A 13,729-nucleotide genomic window follows, 5' to 3' on the forward strand; every position below is an offset into this window, starting at 1 on the left:
TGCCATGAACCTGAAACAGATCCGCTATGCGCTGGCGGTGGCGGAAGAACAGAGTTTCACCCGGGCGGCGCAGCGCTGCCATACGGTGCAGTCGGCGCTCAGCCACCAGATCGCCAAACTGGAAGAAGAGCTGGGCTGTACGCTGTTTGAACGTACTTCGCGCCGGGTGCGCTTGACCCCCGCCGGCCAGGCTTTCATACCCTCGGCGCAGCGACTGTTGGCGGCGCAGCAGGCGCTGGTGGAGGAGGTGACCGCCGCCGGCGATGCGGTGTCCGGCACCCTGACCATCGGCACGATTTCAACCATAAACGCGATTGATCTGACCGAAAAGCTCGACAAGTTTCATCGCCACTATCCGGCGGTGAACATCCGCCTGTACGTTGGCATGAGCGAAGCCCTGCTGGAGGATGTGCGTCAGCAGAAGTGCGATATGGCGTTCGTCGGCATCTGGCCCGGCGATGTCGATCTGCTGCCGATGTCACACCGGCAGTTGACCGATGAGCCACTGGTGGCGCTGGTGGCGCCGCAGCATCCGCTGGCCAACCGCGAGCGGGTGAACCTGCAGGCGCTGGCGGAAGTGCCGCTGGTGGATTTCTACAGCGGCACCGGCGCGCGGCGCCAAACCGATCGCGCCTTTCAGGCGGCGGGCATCCGCCGGCACGTCAGTTTTGAGATCGATCATATCGAATGGCTGGAGAATCTGGTGCGGCGCGGGTTGGCGGCGGGCATCGTACCGATCTCGACCGCGCAACGCTTAAGCGCGCTGGTGTCGATTCCGATTGAAGACGGGCCGCGGCGCCAGGTGTATTGCATCTGGCCGCAGCCCTTGTCGAACGCCGCCGCCCGTTTTTTACAGTTCAGCGGCATCGATCTGGCGGGGTAGGGGCGCGGCAGAGGCGGCGCCCCCGATCGGTTACGGCTTCGCCGCTTCGGCGGCGGTTTTCACCCAGCCGTCGAAGGTCGCCTGGTGCGCCTTGATCCAGCCGTTAACGTGGTTCTGGATATCGGCTTCCGAAGCCTGGCCTTCATGCATGCGCAGGTTTTGCGCGTTGATGTCAGCGATCGGCAGCTTCATGATGGCGAACAGCTTGGCGGCCGCCGGGTTGGCTTCGGCCCACTGCTTGTTGGCGGCGATGCGCATGGTGTTGACCGGGAAGCCGTAGTTGGCGCCGTTAGGCAGCTTGGTATCGACGTTCTTCTGCTCGCCCGGCAAGGAAGAGAATGGTACCTGCAGCCAGACCACGTCGCGGCCCGGCACCATCACATCGCTGACCCAGTACGGCGTCCAGGTGTAATACAGTACCGGTTTGCCCTCTTTGTAGCGGGTGATGGTGTCGGCGATCATCGCCGCGTAGTTGCCCTGGTTGTGTTCGACGGTATTGCTCAGGCCATAGGCCTTGATGTGGTGGTTGATCACCGCCTCGCAGCCCCAGCCCGGGGTGCAGCCGGTCAGATCGGCCTTGCCGTCGCCGTTGGTGTCGAACAGCTTGGCGATCTTGGGATCCTTGAGCTGTTCGACGTTGGTGATGTGGTACTGCTCGGCGGTTTTCTTGTCGATCAGGTAGCCCTGCGCGGCGCCGTTGACGTAGACGCCTTCGCGGTAGAACTTGGCGTCGCCGCCGGCGGCCTTGTACTGATCGGCGTGCAGCGGATCCCAATTGACCGCGATAAAGGTGGCGTCGCCGGAGGCGATGGAGGTGTAGGCGACGTTGTAATCCACTTCGCGCGGTTCCTTCACGTCGTAACCCAGTTTTTCCAGCGCCTTGCTGACCAGCAGCGTCTGGAACGTCTCTTCGGAAATGGTGCTTTGCACCGGCTGTACCGCGATCCCCTTGCCGGGTAAATCCGCCGCGATGGCGCTCTGTGAGCCAATCAGTGTCGTCAGGGCGAGAGCCCAGATGCCCGTGGTGCGCATAGTGTTTCCCCTCTTTTGATGTGGTGGTGCCCTGGCCCGCCGGGGCCGCAGCCGCCGGCGGGAAAAGCGTCAGGCTTGTTTGATAAATGGACGGGTAAACAGCCCGATGGGGCCGCGACGGTACCAGCGGCCGATGCCCTTGCTGCGGCGATCGCGCCCCAGCGATTGGGTGAGGCGATCGAGAATGATCGCCAGGATCACGATGCCGACCCCGCCGATGGCGGCCAGGCCCATATCCAGCCGGCCGATGCCGCGCAGCACCATCTGGCCCAGACCGCCGACGGCGATCATCGAGGCGATGACGACCATCGACAGCGCCAACATCAGCGTCTGGTTCACGCCGGCCATGATGGTCGGCATCGCCAGCGGCAGCTGCACCTTGAACAGCAGCTGGCGCGGGCTGGCACCGAAGGATTCGGCGGCCTCGATCAGATCCTCCGGCACCTGCTTGATGCCAAGAATGGTCAGACGCACGATCGGCGGCAGCGCGAAGATAATGGTCACCACCACGCCCGGCACGTTGCCGATGCCGAACAGCATGACGATCGGCACCAGATAGACGAAGGCCGGGGTGGTTTGCATGGCGTCGAGCAGCGGCCTAATCACTTTGGCGGCATGCTTGCTGCGCGCCAGCCAGATGCCGAGCGGCAGGCCGATAAGGATGCAGAAGAACAGCGCGGTCAGCACCAGCTCCAGCGTAACCATCGCCTGCGACCAGGCGCCGATGGCGCCGATGGCGACCAGAGAGAGCAGCGTCGCGGCGCCCATGCCGAGGCCCGCGATCTGCCAGGCGACCAGCGAGAACACCAGAATGGCGATCGGCGCCGGCATGCCCAACAGCAATTGCTGGAAGCCGCTCAGGATCACGTCTACCGGCACGCGGATGCCCTGGAACAGCGGGCGGAAGTGCAGCACCAGCCAGTCGATACCTTGCGTGACCCAGGAATCAAACGGCACCCAGGCTTTGTGGAACGGATCAAGCAGGCTGAAGTGCTCAGGCTGCGCCGGGGCGCTGCTGAGCCAATCGGCGCCTTGCCCGGCGGCGTCATGAGCGGCCGGTGGCGGCGCGCTGGACCAGGCGTCGCCGGCGTTGGCGGCGGCATCGTGAGCGGGGGCGGCACCGGCATCGGCCGGTGCGGTAGCCCAGGGATCTTGGGTTTGCGTGGTATCACTCATTGGCTGAGCCCTCCTTGTCCAACGCCTGCAGCAGCATGGCCTTGGAGATGATGCCGAGATAGTTATGTTCTTCGCCCACTACCGGCACCGCGCACGGCGCCTGGGCGACCAGGGAGATCAGATCGCTGAGCGGCGTGTCGGCCGGCACGGCGGCGGGGGCCTCAAGCAGGGCATCGTCCAGCGTTTGATTGGCGGACAGCGCCTTTTTCAGCGACTCTATCGACACCACGCCGATAAATTTCTTCCCGCGTTCAACAACATAACCATAATCACGGTCCTCATCGCGCAGCAGCTGCAGCGCCGAGCGGGGGCCAAAACCGGGGGTTTTGCGGATCAGCGTCACCGGACGCCGCTGGGCGATATCCTTGGCGCTGAACACATGACTGATGTCCACGCCGCGGAAGAAGGTGCGCACGTAGTCGTTGGCCGGATTATTGAGGATCTCGTCCGGCGTGCCGACCTGGATCACCTCGCCGCCCTGCATGATGGCGATGCGATCGCCAATGCGCATCGCTTCGTCCAGATCGTGGGAAATAAACACGATGGTGCGCTGATGCTGAGCCTGTAATTTCACCAGCTCATCCTGCATTTCGGTGCGAATTAACGGATCGAGCGCCGAGAAGGCTTCGTCCATCAATAATATATCCGGGTTATTGGCCATCGCGCGGGCTAATCCCACGCGCTGACGCATGCCGCCGGATAATTCATCCGGATAAGACAGCGCATAATTTTCCAGCCCGACCTGACGCAGGGCGTCCAGCGCTTTTTCCTGGCGTTCCTGCAGCGGTATTCCGGCTAATTCCATGCCAAAGGCGGTATTATTCAGAACATTCATATGCGGCATTAGCGCGAATGACTGAAATACCATGCTGATCTTATTTCGCCGCACGGTGCGCAGCGCGGTGTCGGATATTTTGGCGATGTCCTCACCGTCGATCAGCACCTGACCGCGGGTGGGTTCTATCAGACGATTGAGAAGGCGTACCAGGGTGGACTTGCCGGAACCGGAGAGCCCCATGATGACAAATATCTCGCCTTCTTCAATGGCCAGAGTGGCGTCTTTTACGCCGAGCGATAAGCCGGTTTTTTCAAACAGCCGATCTTTTGTCAGACCTTTATCCAGCAGTTTGAATGCGCGTTCCGGGTGCTCGCCAAATATCTTATACAGGTTCTTTACTTCGAGTTTAATTGCCATGCAATTTGCTGTTTCCTCTGGTTTAATTAAAGCGTTATGGGCTGTCCTTAGCAAAATAAAAGAGCTTTTTACCCTAACACAGTGAATATCTGAAACAACCCTCAATGTCATTTAAATGGGATATTAGTGGTTTACATCAAGGTTTTAATTAGTTATGGTAATTTGGCCCGTGACTCAAAATTGACGGCCATTATTCGCCATAATGGTTTGGTTTTTGGGGAAATAATACGGTGTGGCGCAGAGAAATATTTGGGCGCCGCGCCTGCCGTTCGGATAATAAAAAACCCGACCAGAGGCCGGGCAAAAGTCATCAGTATTTCATCAGTTTTAACGACAGGTGCCGATATCGAGGGGGATATCGTCGAGCGTCATGTTATCGCCTTAGTATGACAGCCAGATGGCAGCCTTAGGCCTTGCGATACAGCCTGCGCGGATGGCCGATATTGCCGTACAGCATCTCCACCCGCACGAACTGGGTGGCGACGCAATATTCCAGATAACGGCGAGCGGTGGTTTTGCTGATGCCGACCTGTTCGACCACGTCTTCCACCGCATGCGCCACCGCCGGCTGGGCGATAAACAGCGCCTGCACCAGCTCCAGCGTGTTGGTTTCTATGCCTTTGGCGCTCGGTTCGCTGGAGAACTGCTTCGACTGCAGGTTGTACAGCGCATCGACATTGTCCTGATCGATGATTTTGAAGGTGCGCTGGGTCTGCACGAACTGCATGAAGCGCTCGAGCGAGTTGCGCAGCCGTTTGTAAGACACCGGCTTGATGATGTAGTCGAAGGCGCCGTTGCGGATCGCCTGGCTGCAGGTATGCATGTCGCTGGCGGCGGTGATGAAAATCACCGAACAGGCGGGATTCTTTACCGCCGGTTCTTCCATCAGCTCAATGCCCTGGCCGTCCGGCAGAAAGTTGTCCAGCAGGATCAGCCGCGGCTGATGCTCGTTGGCTTTGGCCCGCGCTTCGGCCAGCGTGGCGGCGTAGGCCACCACCCGCAGGTTGAAATTTTTCTCGATGAACTCTGCGTGCAGCGTCGCCAGTTGCGGCTCATCTTCCACGATCAGAACGTCCAGTGTTTGGTGTGACATAATCGGGTGCTCAAAAAAATCGGGTTATGGGTTTTATTTAGGGATAAATATAGAGAATATCGCGCCGTGCGGCTCGTTGTCCGACACTTCTATGCTGCCGTGCGCCTGCGCCACGTGGCTGGCGACCAGATGCAGGCCGATGCCGTGGTCGCTTTTATCCGCTTTGGTGGTCACGCCCTGTTCAAACAGCGTATCACGAATCTCCTCGGCGATGCCGGTGCCGCGATCCGCCACCTCGATCACCAGCTCGTCGCTGCCGTCGCTGATATAGAGTTCGATCGCGTCGTGCGGAGCCGGGCAGTGCAGCGTCGCCTCCACCGCATTATCCAGCAGGTTGCCGACGATCGACATCAGTTCGGTCTCATTCAGCGCCGCCGGGATCTGCCGCAGCTGGCAGGCCGGATCGAAACGCAGTTCGATGCCTTTCTCTCTGGCGCTGGAGTATTTGCCCAGCAGCAGCCCGCACAGCGCCGCCGAACTGAAGCGCTGCGAGATGAAATCGAGGATCTCCTGCGCCCCCTCCGACTGGGCTTCCACATAGCGGATGGCCTCGTCGTAGCGCTGCATATGCAGCAGCCCGGCCAGCGTGGCGGTCCAGTTCAGCTGCTCGTGGCGCATGATGCGCAGGTTGTCGGCATAGCGTTTCACCTGGCTGAGCTGGCTGCTCAGGGTATTGATATCGTTCTTGTCGCGGAAGCTGATCACCCAGCCTTGCAGCTCCTGCTCCTGCATGATGCGCACCCGGCTGGCGATCACCCGCACGTGGTTGAAGCGGCACACCTCGTCATGGGTGTCGTGCTCCAAGTGCGCGACGGCGAAAAAGTCCGGCTGGGCCTGGATCACGTCGCCGATCGGCCGGCCCAGCAGGCCGGTGGCGGGCTGATGCAGATCCAACAGCTCACGCGCCGCATGGTTGATGGTGATGATCCGCAGCTGCGGATCGATGGCGATCACGCCCTCATAGATGGCTTCCAGCAGCGCTTTTTGCTGGCGCACCAGCAGCGCGATCTCTTTCGGCTCCAGCCAGAACATTTGGCGTTTGAGATTTTTCGACAGCAGCCAGGAAAAAACGAACAGGGCGATCAGCAGCAGCACGATGGAACCGATAATTTGCGTTAATGTCCTGGCATTTAAATTATCGATATGCGATTTCAAATAGCCGACGGAAACGATGCCGATGACGTGATTATTTTCATCCAGAATCGGCGCCTTGCTGCGTAATGAAACGCCGATGCCGCCCTTGCGAATGGAAATAATGCTTTTTCCTTCCAATACTTCTTTATTATCGCCGCCGATCATCGGCGTGCCCAGGCGGCCCTCATATTCTGAATGATAGAGATGACGGGCATGATTATCACCGATGACGATATAGCTGGCGTCGCTGCTGGCGCGGATTTTTTTCATCAACGCAGCGATCTTAGCGGCGTCGTTTTTTTCTACGGCATCCACCAACGAAGGGATAAGGGCGATTTCACGCGCCTGCACCTGGGCGCGGGCGCCGAGATCGCGGTGCAGCTGCGCATCCAGCTGGTAATAGGTGTAGGCGCCGATGCAGCTCAGCAGCAGGCAGGAGAAGGCCACCAGGCACAGAAACAGCTTGATTTGAAATGAGAGTTTAAGGCGCATGGCGGAGCTTCACCGTAAAGAGATCCTGAAGCCTTACCCTATCACGAGATACGGGGTGTGTAATATTGCGCCCGATCAACTTGTGATCCCTCACACGGGATTAGCGTGAACCGGACGAGAATTGTTCGTCTGCGATAAAGTTGATAAGCTTTAAAATAAAAACGGTATTAACGCCATTAAAACCACGCTGATTTTTACATAATCTTAATTAACCCCATAGAAACCATAACCACCATTAAAAACCCTTTTTAATTTTGAACATAATCACAGCAGATAATCCGTGCGCTTCTCTATGATGGCTGAACAAACTAATAAGAGGCCAGATTATGAGCACAACAGATGATTCTTACCTCGTAGCCAAAGACAAGGCCGCTGATATTCCTCTGCGTGAGAAATGGTGGCGGATACTGGATAATTATAAAGTAGGGATTATTCCGTTACCGTTCTTTATTCTGGCCGGCGTGTTGATTCTGCTCGACTGCCTGGAAGGCAAATTGCCGAGCGATATCGTGGTGATGGTCGCCACCCTGGCGTTCTTCGGTTTCGCCTGCGGCGAATTCGGCAAGCGCCTGCCGCTGATCGGCAAAATGGGCGCGGCGGCGATCTGCGCCACCTTCATTCCTTCCGCGCTGGTGCACTATGGCCTGCTGCCGGACGTGGTGGTGGAGTCGACCACCAAGTTCTACAAATCGACCAACATTCTTTACCTCTACATCTGCTGCATCATCGTCGGCAGCATCATGAGCATGAACCGCCAGGTGCTGATCCAGGGCTTCCTGCGCATCTTCATCCCCATGCTGTGCGGCGAGATCGTCGGCATGCTGGTGGGGATGGGCGTCGGCATGGCGCTGGGCCTGGAACCGTTCCAGATCTTCTTCTTCCTGATCCTGCCGATCATGGCCGGCGGCGTAGGTGAAGGGGCGATCCCGCTGTCGATGGGCTATGCCGCGATCCTGCACATGGAGCAGGGCGTGGCGCTGGGGCGCATTCTGCCTATCGTGATGCTCGGCAGCCTGACCGCTATCGTCATCGCCGGCCTGCTCAACCAGCTGGGCAAGCGTTATCCGCACCTGACCGGCGAAGGCAGCCTGATGCCGAGCAAGCAGGGTGAAAGCGACATGAGCGCGGTGGAAAAAATCAGCGGCAAGGTGGACGTTAGCACCATCGCCTGCGGCGCGCTGTTGGCCATTCTGCTGTATATGGTGGGCATGCTGCTGCACCGTCTGATCGGCCTGCCGGCGCCGGTGGGCATGCTGTTCGCCGCCGTGGCGGTGAAGTTGGCGCACGGGGTGTCGCCGCGCATTCAGGAAGGCTCGCAGGTGGTGTACAAATTCTTCCGCACCGCCGTGACCTATCCCATCCTGTTCGCCGTCGGGGTAGCCATCACGCCGTGGCAGGAACTGGTGGACGCGTTCACCGTACAGAATCTGATCGTGATCGTCACCACCGTCAGCGCGCTGGTAGCGACCGGTTTCTTCGTCGGCAAGAAAATCGGCATGCATCCTATCGACGTGGCGATCGTCTCCTGCTGCCAGAGCGGGCAGGGCGGGACCGGCGACGTCGCGATCCTCACCGCCGGCAACCGCATGTCGTTGATGCCATTCGCCCAGATCGCAACCCGTATCGGCGGCGCTATCAACGTTTCGCTGTCGCTGCTGGTGTTGGCCAAGTTCTTCGTATAACTCCTATAAATCCTTAGCGTTACTTTGCCTTTCCCCGCCCCCGCGGGGATTTTTTTTGCCCGCGCGCCGGCCCGACGCGCGGGCGGGGAACTGCCGGTTACGCCGCTTGCTTCATGGCGGCGTCGTACCACGCGAAGTAGCGCTCTACGCCGCGACGGCCGGATTCGATCAGCGCGCGTTTCTTCTCCTCGCTGATGCCGAACTCCAGCGTGCCGACGTCGAGCGTGTCGACATACACGGTGCGCTTCCAGTCATCGCTGTCCAGATGCACCTTGGTTTGGATGTCCAGCATCACGTTGGCCACCGCCAGGGTGAAATCAAACAGGTTGTTGACCGGCGTGCGCGGGCCGGCCTGACCGGCGGCCTGAGCGATTTCACTGGCGGAGTCCAGGCGAATGCCCAGCGTACGGGTGTTGATGCGCTGGCTGGTGCTGTCGATGTAAGGCGGCGTGGCGGAGAAGTCATAGTCGAACAGCCGCACCGGGTAGTTGTCGATCATGCCGCCGTCGATGCACAGGTCGCCCAGGGCATTTTTCTTCGCCACGAAGGCGAACGGGAACGACATCGAAATGCGCAGGCCATCCGCCACTTTCATGCGCGGCGTGGTACGGTGAGAATAAACCTCTCGCTGGCCGCTGTTGAGGTTGGCGCCGATAAAGTAAATCGACTTGAACCCTTTCGCCGCCTTCATCGCTTCGAACTGTTCGAAGGTAATATCCGGGTTGCCGGTATATTGTTTGATAATATCGCGTGACCATTGATAGAAATAATCGCCGGGCGCGATGCCGTATTGATTGAACAGGCGATAGGCGTCCTGGAGCGTGCCGAAAAAACCGCCGTTATAATCGAGGAATTTTTTAAAATCCATCGCCGACAGAATCTTGGTCACGTCGGCCGAGCTGCAGCCCAGCCCGACCAGCAGCGCGGCGATAGCGCCCGCTGAGGCGCCGGAGGTTTGCTTGATCTGCGGCATGATGCCTTTGGCCTCCAGCAATTCCAGTGCGCCGCCATAGGCGATGCCTTTTACGCCGCCGCCTTCAAAGACCAGGTTTTCGAATTGATAGCTCATCATATTTCCTTACTCGTGGTTTAGGGAGTAAGAAAAATAACGAAGCGGCGCACGAGAAAATATGGATTGGGGTTGTGTGGCTTGGCAAACAAAATTATTCATAATGAATATATTATTTATATATTTATCAAAGGCATTTATTAAACAGGCGCATCGGACTTTTTGCGTCAATACTTAGCGCTGTTCAATTCTCACAAGGAGTCATCATGTTCTGGAAACGTTGTCTGTTGGGCGCGGCGCTGGCCGTTATGTCGTTACAGGCCGGCGCCGCCGCGCCGCAGGCCAAAACCCCGACGCCGGGATTTTACCGCATCATGCTGGGCAGCTTTGAAGTGACCGCGTTGTCCGACGGCATTATTCGCCTGCCGGCGGATAAGCTGTTACTGGGCCGTACGCCGCAGCAGATCGCCGCCGGGGTAGCCGAGCAGCATCAAAGCCTGCCGGTGGTCACGTCGGTCAATGCTTATCTGATCAATACCGGCGACAAGCTGGTGATGATCGACAGTGGCGCCGGCCAACTGCTGGGCGACGGCCTGGGCAAGCTGGTGGATAACCTGCGTGCGGCGGGCTACCAGCCGGAGCAGGTGGATGAGATCTACCTGACCCACATGCACCCGGACCACCTCGGCGGGCTGACGCACGACGGCAAGGCGGTATTCCCCAATGCGGTGGTGCGCGCCGCCAGCCAGGACGCGGACTTCTGGCTAAGCGCGGACAAACTGAAACAGGCTAGCGCGGGCAGTAAAAGCAACTTCGAAAGGGCTCAGGCAGTGATCAAGCCGTATCAGGCGGCCGGCCACTTTAAGCCGTTCAGCGGCGACGGTGAGCTTTCCCCGGGCATTGCCGCCTTTGCCGCCCACGGCCATACGCCGGGGCATAGCGTGTATCAGGTGACCAGCCAGGGCCAGAAGCTGTTGCTGCTGGGGGATCTGATCCACGTGGCGGCGGTGCAGATGCCGCATCCGAAGGTGGCTATCAGCTTTGATAATGACGCCAAGGCGGCGGTCGCTCAGCGGCTGCGGATATTTGGTGACAGCGCGCGGCAGAGCGAGCTGGTGGGGGGCGCACACCTGTCGTTCCCGGGGTTGGGGTATTTGAACCGCCAGGGCGACGGTTACACTTGGGTGCCATTGAACTACGGCGCGCTGTAATGGAGATGGCCGCCCAACGGGCGGCCATCGTAAGCGCCTTGGGGACATTGTTCGATAATTTGGGATGATGATGCCAGAGAATCGGGGCTTATTCGCCGTGATAAAGAGTGCATGATTAACGTTACCCTCGTCGTTTTCTTTAAGGATCTCCCGATGAATCAGAAAACTCCCTCCGTCGCCATCGTCACCGGCGCATCGCGCGGTATCGGCGCGGCCATCGCCGAGCGTCTGGCCGCCGATGGCTTCACCGTCATCATCAACTATTCGGGCAACCCGGCGCCGGCCGATGAGCTGGTGCGCAAGATTGAACAGGGCGGCGGCCGCGCCTTGAGCGTCAAAGCCGACGTCAGCGATGCATCTGCGGTCGCCCGCCTGTTCGACAGCGCCGAACAGGCGTTTGGCGGCGTCGATGTGCTGGTCAATAACGCCGGGGTGATCGCGCTGGCGCCGGTGGCGGACATGCGTGACGAAGACGTGGATCGCCTGCTCGACATCAATCTGAAAGGCAGCTTCAATGCGATGCGCGAGGCGGCGAAGCGCCTGCGCGACAATGGCCGCATCATCAACTTCTCCTCCAGCGTGGTGGGGTTGCTGCAGCCGGGGTACGGCATGTATGCCGCCAGTAAGGCGGCGATCGAAGCGCTGACCAGCGTGCTGGCGAAAGAGCTGCGCGGCCGCAATATCACGGTGAACGCCGTCGCGCCGGGACCGACCGCCACCGGTTTGTTCCTCGACGGCAAAACCCCGGAGCTTATCGAGCGGCTGGCGAAGATGGCGCCGCTGGAGCGCCTGGGCACGCCGGACGATATCGCTGCGGCGGTGGCCTTCCTCGCGGGGGCCGACGGCGGTTGGGTCAACGGCCAAACCCTGCGCGCCAACGGCGGCATCATCTGATTGACGACGCGCCGCCGCAGGATCGGGTATCCTGTGGCGGAACTCATCACATCAAGGGCAGCGTATGGCGGGCGACAATCAGCAGTTTCATCCCGGCGTCAGGTCGCCCTGCGTCAGCCTGTGTCGGATCGACGACGAAACCCAGCAGTGCCGCGGATGCCGGCGCACGCGGGCGGAGATCGCCGCCTGGCCGACCGCCAGCGATGTGGAGAAACGCGCTATCTGGCGGCGGCTAGAGCTGCGTCAATCGGTGAAATAATCCTCTGCATTATTGCGCTGCCAGACTGCATGTAGCACAATTGAGCTACATGTGATTGACCGACGTTAGGAGCGATTTATGTCGACGACGACCATTCGTATTCCAGATGAGCTTAAAGCCCGAGTCGCTGCCGTCGCCGAGCAGGTTGGCGTAACGTCTCACAGCTTTATTTTGCAGGCAATAGCGGAGAAAACGCAGCAGGAAGAGTTGCGCCGCGACTTTGAGAATGAAGCGGAAAAACGCTATGCCAAGATAATTGCGACGGGAGAGACGGTCTCTTGGAAAGAGATGCGCGGTTATTTGGAAAATTACGCAGCGGGTGATACTGCCGCTGTCAAACCTCCGGTTAAAAAATTGGGGCGCTGATGGCAAATGTCGAGTTGGCGCCAGAGGTCAGGGATGATATCGAACGCATTCTCGCTCATTTGGCTCAGTATGGCGCTGCGGATTCAGGGCGGCGCATTCAGGAAATCATCCAGGCAATTGCGGTATTGGAACATAATCCATTGATCGGACGGTCCCTTGGCGCAGGGCTGCGTGAATTGATTATTGGGCAGCAAGCTCGCGGTTATTTGGCGCTCTACAAATACATTCCTGATATCGATACGGCGTTTGTTCTGGCGATCCGCAGTCAGAAAGAACAAGGGTATTGAATGCACGATACCGGCCTGAAAGACCGGCATCGCTGTCATGTCCTCAGAAGTCCCAGTCCTCATCCTCGGTGTTGACCGCCTTGCCGATGACGTAGGACGACCCTGAACCGGAGAAGAAGTCGTGGTTTTCGTCGGCGTTCGGCGACAGCGCCGACAGGATCGCCGGGTTGACCTCCGCCATCGCCGGTGGGAACAGCGCTTCATATCCCAGGTTCATCAGCGCTTTGTTGGCGTTGTAGTGCAGGAAGGTCTTCACGTCTTCCGTCCAGCCGACGCCGTCGTACAGTTCCTCGGTGTAGCGCACCTCGTTGTCGTACAGATCCTGCATCAGGTCGAAGGCGAAATTTTTCACCTGTTGGCGCCGTGCGGCGTCCACTTTCTCCAGCCCTTTCTGGAACTTATAGCCGATATAGTAGCCGTGCACCGCCTCGTCGCGAATGATCAGGCGGATCAGATCGGCGGTGTTGGTCAGCTTGGCGCGGCTGGACCAGTACATCGGCAGGTAAAAGCCCGAATAGAACAGGAACGACTCGAGGAATACGCTGGCGACTTTTTTCAGCAGCGGATCGTCGCTGCGGTAGTGCGCCAGAATGATGCCGGCTTTCTTCTGCAGCGCGCGGTTTTCCTCGCTCCAGCGATAGGCGTCATCCACGTCCGGCGTTTGGCACAGGGTAGAGAAGATTGAGCTGTAAGAGCGGGCGTGCACCGCCTCCATAAAGCTGATGTTGGAGTACACCGCCTCTTCGTGCGGCGTCAGCGCATCGGCGATCAGGGCCGGCGCGCCGACGGTGTTCTGGATGGTGTCCAGCAGCGTCAGCCCGGTGAACACCCGAATGGTCAGCTGCTGCTCCTTCGGCGTCAGCGTGGCCCAGGAGGGGATATCGTTGGACAGCGGCACCTTCTCCGGCAGCCAGAAGTTGGAGGTCAGGCGGTTCCACACCTCCAGATCCTTGTCGTCTTCGATGATGTTCCAGTTGATGGCGCGCACCAGCGGCGCCGATGTTACGGTCGTCATA

Annotated in this window: 15 protein-coding genes; 8 read left to right on the forward strand and 7 right to left on the reverse strand. The window is 59.2% G+C overall.

From position 1 onward, the window contains the following. The first annotated feature begins 4 nt into the window (after nucleotides 1–4). Entirely contained in the window at nucleotides 5–883 is an 879-nt protein-coding gene (locus tag J0X03_RS04725) for a LysR family transcriptional regulator (protein WP_042785250.1), read from the forward strand. A gap of 30 nt (nucleotides 884–913) precedes the next feature. On the opposite strand, the gene proX is transcribed toward J0X03_RS04725, so the two are convergent. From proX to proV, 3 genes are all read right to left on the reverse strand, one after another. Beyond that, nucleotides 914–1,915 carry a glycine betaine/L-proline ABC transporter substrate-binding protein ProX gene (gene proX, locus J0X03_RS04730; RefSeq protein ID WP_033644160.1) on the reverse strand — a complete coding sequence of 334 codons (1,002 nt, stop codon included), beginning with the start codon at nucleotides 1,913–1,915 and terminating at the stop codon, nucleotides 914–916. A 69-nt stretch (nucleotides 1,916–1,984) separates the two neighbouring features. After that, nucleotides 1,985–3,091, reverse strand: a complete 1,107-nt coding sequence (proW, locus tag J0X03_RS04735) for a glycine betaine/L-proline ABC transporter permease ProW (protein ID WP_160204529.1) — start codon at nucleotides 3,089–3,091, stop codon at nucleotides 1,985–1,987. Further along, the gene (proV, locus tag J0X03_RS04740; protein ID WP_042785248.1) at nucleotides 3,084–4,286 is read right to left on the reverse strand and encodes a glycine betaine/L-proline ABC transporter ATP-binding protein ProV; all 1,203 of its coding nucleotides are present in this window, start codon (nucleotides 4,284–4,286) and stop codon (nucleotides 3,084–3,086) included. The genes proW and proV overlap by 8 nt, the downstream gene beginning before the upstream one ends. Nucleotides 4,287–4,412: 126 nt before the next feature. Between proV and J0X03_RS04745 the strand changes: the two genes are divergently transcribed. Then, complete coding sequence (locus tag J0X03_RS04745; protein WP_145957278.1) at nucleotides 4,413–4,676, forward strand: hypothetical protein; 264 nt, start codon at nucleotides 4,413–4,415, stop codon at nucleotides 4,674–4,676. 16 nt (nucleotides 4,677–4,692) lie between these two features. On the opposite strand, the gene J0X03_RS04750 is transcribed toward J0X03_RS04745, so the two are convergent. Together J0X03_RS04750 and J0X03_RS04755 are read right to left on the reverse strand one after the other, a co-directional pair. Next, nucleotides 4,693–5,379, reverse strand: a complete 687-nt coding sequence (locus J0X03_RS04750) for a response regulator (RefSeq protein WP_033644157.1) — start codon at nucleotides 5,377–5,379, stop codon at nucleotides 4,693–4,695. Nucleotides 5,380–5,412: 33 nt separating this feature from the next. Next, the gene (locus tag J0X03_RS04755; protein ID WP_033651616.1) at nucleotides 5,413–7,005 is read right to left on the reverse strand and encodes an ATP-binding protein; all 1,593 of its coding nucleotides are present in this window, start codon (nucleotides 7,003–7,005) and stop codon (nucleotides 5,413–5,415) included. A 326-nt stretch (nucleotides 7,006–7,331) separates the two neighbouring features. Here J0X03_RS04755 and J0X03_RS04760 point away from each other — a divergent pair, with 326 nt between their 5' ends. Beyond that, the gene (locus tag J0X03_RS04760) at nucleotides 7,332–8,687 is read left to right on the forward strand and encodes a 2-hydroxycarboxylate transporter family protein (protein WP_033644155.1); all 1,356 of its coding nucleotides are present in this window, start codon (nucleotides 7,332–7,334) and stop codon (nucleotides 8,685–8,687) included. Nucleotides 8,688–8,784: 97 nt separating this feature from the next. On the opposite strand, the gene J0X03_RS04765 is transcribed toward J0X03_RS04760, so the two are convergent. Beyond that, on the reverse strand, nucleotides 8,785–9,756 hold the full coding sequence (locus tag J0X03_RS04765; RefSeq protein ID WP_033644154.1) for a patatin-like phospholipase family protein: 972 nt from the start codon (nucleotides 9,754–9,756) through the stop codon (nucleotides 8,785–8,787). A gap of 206 nt (nucleotides 9,757–9,962) precedes the next feature. On the opposite strand from J0X03_RS04765, the gene J0X03_RS04770 reads away from it, so the two are divergent. The 5 genes from J0X03_RS04770 (at nucleotide 9,963) to J0X03_RS04790 (ending at nucleotide 12,713) form a co-directional block, all read left to right on the forward strand. Then, entirely contained in the window at nucleotides 9,963–10,907 is a 945-nt protein-coding gene (locus J0X03_RS04770; RefSeq protein ID WP_033644153.1) for an MBL fold metallo-hydrolase, read from the forward strand. A gap of 153 nt (nucleotides 10,908–11,060) precedes the next feature. Further along, on the forward strand, nucleotides 11,061–11,801 hold the full coding sequence (locus J0X03_RS04775) for an SDR family oxidoreductase (RefSeq protein ID WP_033644152.1): 741 nt from the start codon (nucleotides 11,061–11,063) through the stop codon (nucleotides 11,799–11,801). 64 nt (nucleotides 11,802–11,865) lie between these two features. Continuing rightward, entirely contained in the window at nucleotides 11,866–12,060 is a 195-nt protein-coding gene (locus J0X03_RS04780; protein WP_033644151.1) for a DUF1289 domain-containing protein, read from the forward strand. A gap of 78 nt (nucleotides 12,061–12,138) precedes the next feature. Then, nucleotides 12,139–12,426 (forward strand): CopG family ribbon-helix-helix protein, encoded by a 288-nt coding sequence (locus J0X03_RS04785; RefSeq protein WP_033639547.1) that lies wholly within the window; start codon nucleotides 12,139–12,141, stop codon nucleotides 12,424–12,426. Next, the gene (locus tag J0X03_RS04790; protein ID WP_033639548.1) at nucleotides 12,426–12,713 is read left to right on the forward strand and encodes a type II toxin-antitoxin system RelE/ParE family toxin; all 288 of its coding nucleotides are present in this window, start codon (nucleotides 12,426–12,428) and stop codon (nucleotides 12,711–12,713) included. Before J0X03_RS04785 ends, J0X03_RS04790 begins: the two co-directional genes overlap by 1 nt. Before the next feature lie 43 nt (nucleotides 12,714–12,756). Here the strand turns inward: J0X03_RS04790 and nrdF are convergent, their stop codons facing one another. Continuing rightward, on the reverse strand, nucleotides 12,757–13,728 hold the full coding sequence (nrdF, locus tag J0X03_RS04795) for a class 1b ribonucleoside-diphosphate reductase subunit beta (protein ID WP_033639549.1): 972 nt from the start codon (nucleotides 13,726–13,728) through the stop codon (nucleotides 12,757–12,759). Nucleotide 13,729 lies beyond the last annotated feature (1 nt).

The organism is Serratia ureilytica (assembly GCF_017309605.1).
Lineage (GTDB): Bacteria > Pseudomonadota > Gammaproteobacteria > Enterobacterales > Enterobacteriaceae > Serratia > Serratia ureilytica.

Excerpts from the sequence above, each read along its gene's own strand:
- J0X03_RS04770 (WP_033644153.1), top strand. The coding sequence starts at position 9,963 with ATGTTCTGGAAACGTTGTCTGTTGGGCGCGGCGCTGGCCGTTATGTCG.
- J0X03_RS04760 (WP_033644155.1), top strand. The coding sequence starts at position 7,332 with ATGAGCACAACAGATGATTCTTACCTCGTAGCCAAAGACAAGGCCGCT.
- J0X03_RS04755 (WP_033651616.1), bottom strand. The coding sequence starts at position 7,005 with ATGCGCCTTAAACTCTCATTTCAAATCAAGCTGTTTCTGTGCCTGGTG.
- J0X03_RS04725 (WP_042785250.1), top strand. The coding sequence starts at position 5 with ATGAACCTGAAACAGATCCGCTATGCGCTGGCGGTGGCGGAAGAACAG.
- J0X03_RS04750 (WP_033644157.1), bottom strand. The coding sequence starts at position 5,379 with ATGTCACACCAAACACTGGACGTTCTGATCGTGGAAGATGAGCCGCAA.
- proW (WP_160204529.1), bottom strand. The coding sequence starts at position 3,091 with ATGAGTGATACCACGCAAACCCAAGATCCCTGGGCTACCGCACCGGCC.
- J0X03_RS04775 (WP_033644152.1), top strand. The coding sequence starts at position 11,061 with ATGAATCAGAAAACTCCCTCCGTCGCCATCGTCACCGGCGCATCGCGC.
- nrdF (WP_033639549.1), bottom strand. The coding sequence starts at position 13,728 with ATGACGACCGTAACATCGGCGCCGCTGGTGCGCGCCATCAACTGGAAC.
- proX (WP_033644160.1), bottom strand. The coding sequence starts at position 1,915 with ATGCGCACCACGGGCATCTGGGCTCTCGCCCTGACGACACTGATTGGC.
- J0X03_RS04785 (WP_033639547.1), top strand. The coding sequence starts at position 12,139 with ATGTCGACGACGACCATTCGTATTCCAGATGAGCTTAAAGCCCGAGTC.
- proV (WP_042785248.1), bottom strand. The coding sequence starts at position 4,286 with ATGGCAATTAAACTCGAAGTAAAGAACCTGTATAAGATATTTGGCGAG.
- J0X03_RS04780 (WP_033644151.1), top strand. The coding sequence starts at position 11,866 with ATGGCGGGCGACAATCAGCAGTTTCATCCCGGCGTCAGGTCGCCCTGC.
- J0X03_RS04765 (WP_033644154.1), bottom strand. The coding sequence starts at position 9,756 with ATGAGCTATCAATTCGAAAACCTGGTCTTTGAAGGCGGCGGCGTAAAA.
- J0X03_RS04790 (WP_033639548.1), top strand. The coding sequence starts at position 12,426 with ATGGCAAATGTCGAGTTGGCGCCAGAGGTCAGGGATGATATCGAACGC.